At 44.5% G+C, this 3,755-nt stretch carries 3 protein-coding genes and 1 pseudogene; 3 read left to right on the forward strand and 1 reads right to left on the reverse strand.

The window, feature by feature from the left end:
- Positions 1–571 precede the first annotated feature (571 nt).
- A pseudogene (locus tag LC653_RS45025) lies at positions 572–724 on the reverse strand (IS1 family transposase); the annotation flags it as partial.
- Between the two features lie 182 nt (positions 725–906).
- Between LC653_RS45025 and LC653_RS45030 the strand changes: the two are divergent.
- The 3 genes from LC653_RS45030 to LC653_RS45040 all read left to right on the forward strand — a co-directional run bounded on the left by LC653_RS45030 (position 907) and on the right by LC653_RS45040 (position 3,645).
- Entirely contained in the window at positions 907–1,098 is a 192-nt protein-coding gene (locus LC653_RS45030) for a hypothetical protein (RefSeq protein ID WP_229501714.1), read from the forward strand.
- 248 nt (positions 1,099–1,346) lie between these two features.
- Positions 1,347–1,811 (forward strand): EF-hand domain-containing protein, encoded by a 465-nt coding sequence (locus LC653_RS45035; protein ID WP_372478315.1) that lies wholly within the window; start codon positions 1,347–1,349, stop codon positions 1,809–1,811.
- 379 nt (positions 1,812–2,190) lie between these two features.
- Complete coding sequence (locus LC653_RS45040) at positions 2,191–3,645, forward strand: TIGR03032 family protein (protein ID WP_229501716.1); 1,455 nt, start codon at positions 2,191–2,193, stop codon at positions 3,643–3,645.
- Positions 3,646–3,755 lie beyond the last annotated feature (110 nt).

Here is a 3,755-nt window from a genome sequence, read left to right on the forward strand (position 1 = left end):
AATTAATTTTTTTTGAGAGTGCCTTCAGGTATAAGCAACCTTTTTAGCAGCGCTTGTTCTCGTGTATGTTACGCGAACAAATAATTCTTTACTCCACTACCTATTTTCCCTTAACCGAGCAGTATTGCCATCACTCCAAGTATTGAAGTGACGGTTCGTTTTCCTGTTGTAAGCATCGCTCCCACCAGTAAAGTTTGAGCATGACTCCACACTGGTTTGGAAAACAGGGCTGCAAACGGTAGTATGATGTTGACAAATTTATTTACTGGAGTTTAGACTAGTTCCCGGTGCAAAACTCCAAACCTTTATGACAACAGCTATACATCAAATATAAGCGCACCCATCCGAAACTTAACCTCTTAATTTATAGTACTTTTGAACTAAATGTCTCCTCAGAGAAATCAAGGATGCGATGGCTTTGCCCGCCGCAGGCATCGCCTTCATCGGGACTTGTCGGCGTTTACTCTTATAAAATAAATTCGCGATCGCGATTTTCTCTTCTTCGAGTCTCTAAGGATAAAAAAGATGAATAAATCTTAAGAAAAGATGGCGTTGCTGATTGCGGTATGAATTAAGCAGAAATAGGAATAGAACGGTACTTGAAATAGTGAAGTAATAATCGGATAGAATACTTCAGCATTTCTACGGACTTGGAATAACACAGTGTTTTTCGATGTAATCGTGCCAGATAATGACGTAGACGAGTGTTTTCACCGAAGAGGCGGAGGGGCAGGGGGCAGGGGGCAGGGGGAGCAATCCCTGCCCCGAAGCCGTGGAGCGGAGCGGAACATGGGTATGAAGCCCCGCCCTTCTAGGGCGCTCTTACTGGGGCGGAGTACAAGCTCCGTCTCAGTTTTCCCCCTTGCTCCCTGCCCACTGCTCCCCTGCCTCTTTTGACCGGAAGCCGTGTTTGTTGCTGCTTCTAAAGAAGGCAGGAAACCGGAAGCACAACAGGTTAAGTCTGGTGCAATCGCTTGGTTCGAGTGGGCAAGGAAAGAGAGGATTGTGATTGCGATGTCGGGTGAGGTTGTGTATACGCCGGATAGTGAGGCGGTGGCGTTGGTAAAGATAATGCGGCAGTATCCAATGCAGGAATAAGGTTCTGCCTGATTGCTACATTGAGTGAAGACAGATAAGCAAACTTTAAAACCCTTGTACAGACTGGGTTATAAATTTACGGACAAGTCTATTGAGGTAAAGCTGTGTTGTACCAAATCAGTTATTATAAGCTGGGTATATGATGTCGCAAAAACCACATGAACGATTTCCTGGATCAGAAACTCTCCAAACGCTTTCGCACCTTCGATGACGATCGCAATGGTTTTATTGAGCAGAGGGACTTTGAGATGTCGGTCGCGCGTCTAGCTGAAGAATTCGGTCATGGAGAAGAATCTCCTGCACGACAACGGCTGCTCGATGTTTGCTTAGGCTTGTGGCAGCACTTATTGCAAGTAGCTGATACAAATACCGATGAGCGCATCAGTGAGGCTGAGTACAAAAGAGCGTTCGCGTTGGGACTGCTAGAAACCCCCGAAGCTTTTGACCAAGTTTATATGCCCTTCCTTGAGTCCATTATGGATATCGTTGACCAGGATTGTGACGGTCGGCTGACCGTGAGTGATGAAATCCGATGGACTGGTGCTTTGATGCACCTGGGTGAGCAAGATGCCCGCGAGGTATTCCTTCGCCTTGACAAGGACGAAGATGGCTTCATCACCACCCATGACCTGCTCGAAGCCATCCGCGCCTATTACTTTGACGACTCACTCGATTCTCCCGGCTACTGGCTGCTTGGTTCTCTCGATTTATAACCCCTTAAGACCTGCAACACACTGTTTGAGTTCCCTAAATGACCGAGAACTCCTCACTTTAGTAACCAGCAATTTCCTAAGCTGTAGCGAGATTTGCATTGGATTTTTGTAGTGTGGAACCTCTAAGTAGGAAAAGTAGGAAAAGTGAGATATCTGCATAAAATTATTGACTAGCCTGCTAATATGCTGTATCTTGACTGTTAAAACAGTACTAGCAAAAATTTACACTATTAATGTGATAAAAAAGTTCCATAAATAAGTTGAATTTGTTAAGTATTTCTGAAATCTTATGGGTAAATACTGGAAATCTTGCCTTAAAGGACAATATTTTTAGCTGAAAACTCAACAGATTAACTGTCAAAAATCTTTAAACGAGTAATTGAATCAACAACTACCATACTCAACCCCCTCTGGCAACATGGAGATGCTCGGTTCTCCACTGCTTTGCAACTGGCTGTTATCTGAACAAATTAGTTTAGGATTCACCACCTATCAAACCAATCGGTTATTCCTGATCTCAGGCAAAAGAGATGGGCGGTTGGCTGCGTCAGAGCGCCTATTTGACAAACCGATGGGGCTTTTTGCTACTGCTCATAGCCTCTACATGAGTACCCGGTATCAAATCTGGCGGCTTGATAACGTCCTTGCTGAGGGCGAAAATTACAACACCTATGACAAACTTTATGTACCTCGTGTAGGTTACACCACTGGGGATTTAAATGTCCACGACGTAGTTGTAGATGAATCAGAAAAAATCATATTTATCAATACTAACTATAGTTGTTTGGCAACCCTGAGCGATCGCCACAGTTTCACCGCCATTTGGAAACCGCCTTTCATTTCCAAGTTGAGACCAGAAGACAGGTGTCATCTCAACGGGCTAGCAATGGTGGATGGCAAACCCGCTTACGTTACTGCCGTCAGTCGCTCTGATGTTGTGCAGGGATGGCGCGACAGACGAGTTGATGGAGGGGTTGTTATCGATGTGCGCTCGAATGAAATTATCGCTGCTGGCTTATCGATGCCCCACTCGCCGCGAGTTTATCAAGGGAAATTGTGGGTGTTGAACGCCGGAACTGGGGAATTGGGTTATATAGACTCCGAAAAATTTGTACCCATAGCCTTTTGTCCTGGTTTTTTGAGGGGATTGGCATTTTGGGGTAACTTTGCACTCGTTGGGATGTCAAAACCCAGGCATAAATATTTTCAAGGTTTAGCCCTCGACGAGATGTTAGCCGCCAAAGATACCGTGCCGAGGTGCGGGTTAATGGTGGTGGATTTAAAAACGGGAAATATTGCCCACTGGTTAGATTTTCCGGGTGCGATTAAAGAACTTTTTGATGTAGTTGTATTGCCATTCGTGAGAAAACCAGCTGCTTTGGGTTTCAAAAGTGATGAAATTCAGCAGTTCATTACCTTTGAAGAAAAAGACCTAACCCAAGAGCCTTCAACCTTACAAGAGTTGGGTGAAAAGTCAGATTTGACTCTTGTAAACTCTGCCAAAGACTATCTCAACCAAGGTATTCAATTTAAACAACAAGGTTTTTTAGAAAAAGCCGCCGACTGCTTTAGTCAAGCCCTGCACCTGAAACCTGATTATCTGGCAGCTCATAACAATTTGGGGAATATTTTCCAGGCATTAGGGGAAAGTGAAAAAGCTTTAGTTTGTTATCAAAAAGCTGTAGAACTTGCTCCCAACTCAGCCGCCGCTTATAGCAACTTCGGGTCTGCCTTGCTGATCCAAGGAAAGCTCAACCAAGCCGAAGCCTGTTTGCGGCGGACTTTGGAACTCAAACCAGAATATTGGATCGCTCATTATAACCTAGTGTGGTAAAACTTACTAGAGAAGACGACTCTCTAAATTAGCCAAGTAACCCTTGGGATCTCTGCGAAATCGATATTGTTCAATTCTGGCTTTATGGTGTTTTTTCAGTTGAGAGCGTA

It is taken from the genome of Nostoc mirabile CHAB5784, from assembly GCF_020829645.1.
Lineage (GTDB): Bacteria > Cyanobacteriota > Cyanobacteriia > Cyanobacteriales > Nostocaceae > Nostoc > Nostoc mirabile.

Bases quoted from the DNA above. Each gene is read 5' to 3' on its own strand.
- LC653_RS45035 (WP_372478315.1), top strand. From the start codon at position 1,347: ATGTCGGTCGCGCGTCTAGCTGAAGAATTCGGTCATGGAGAAGAATCT.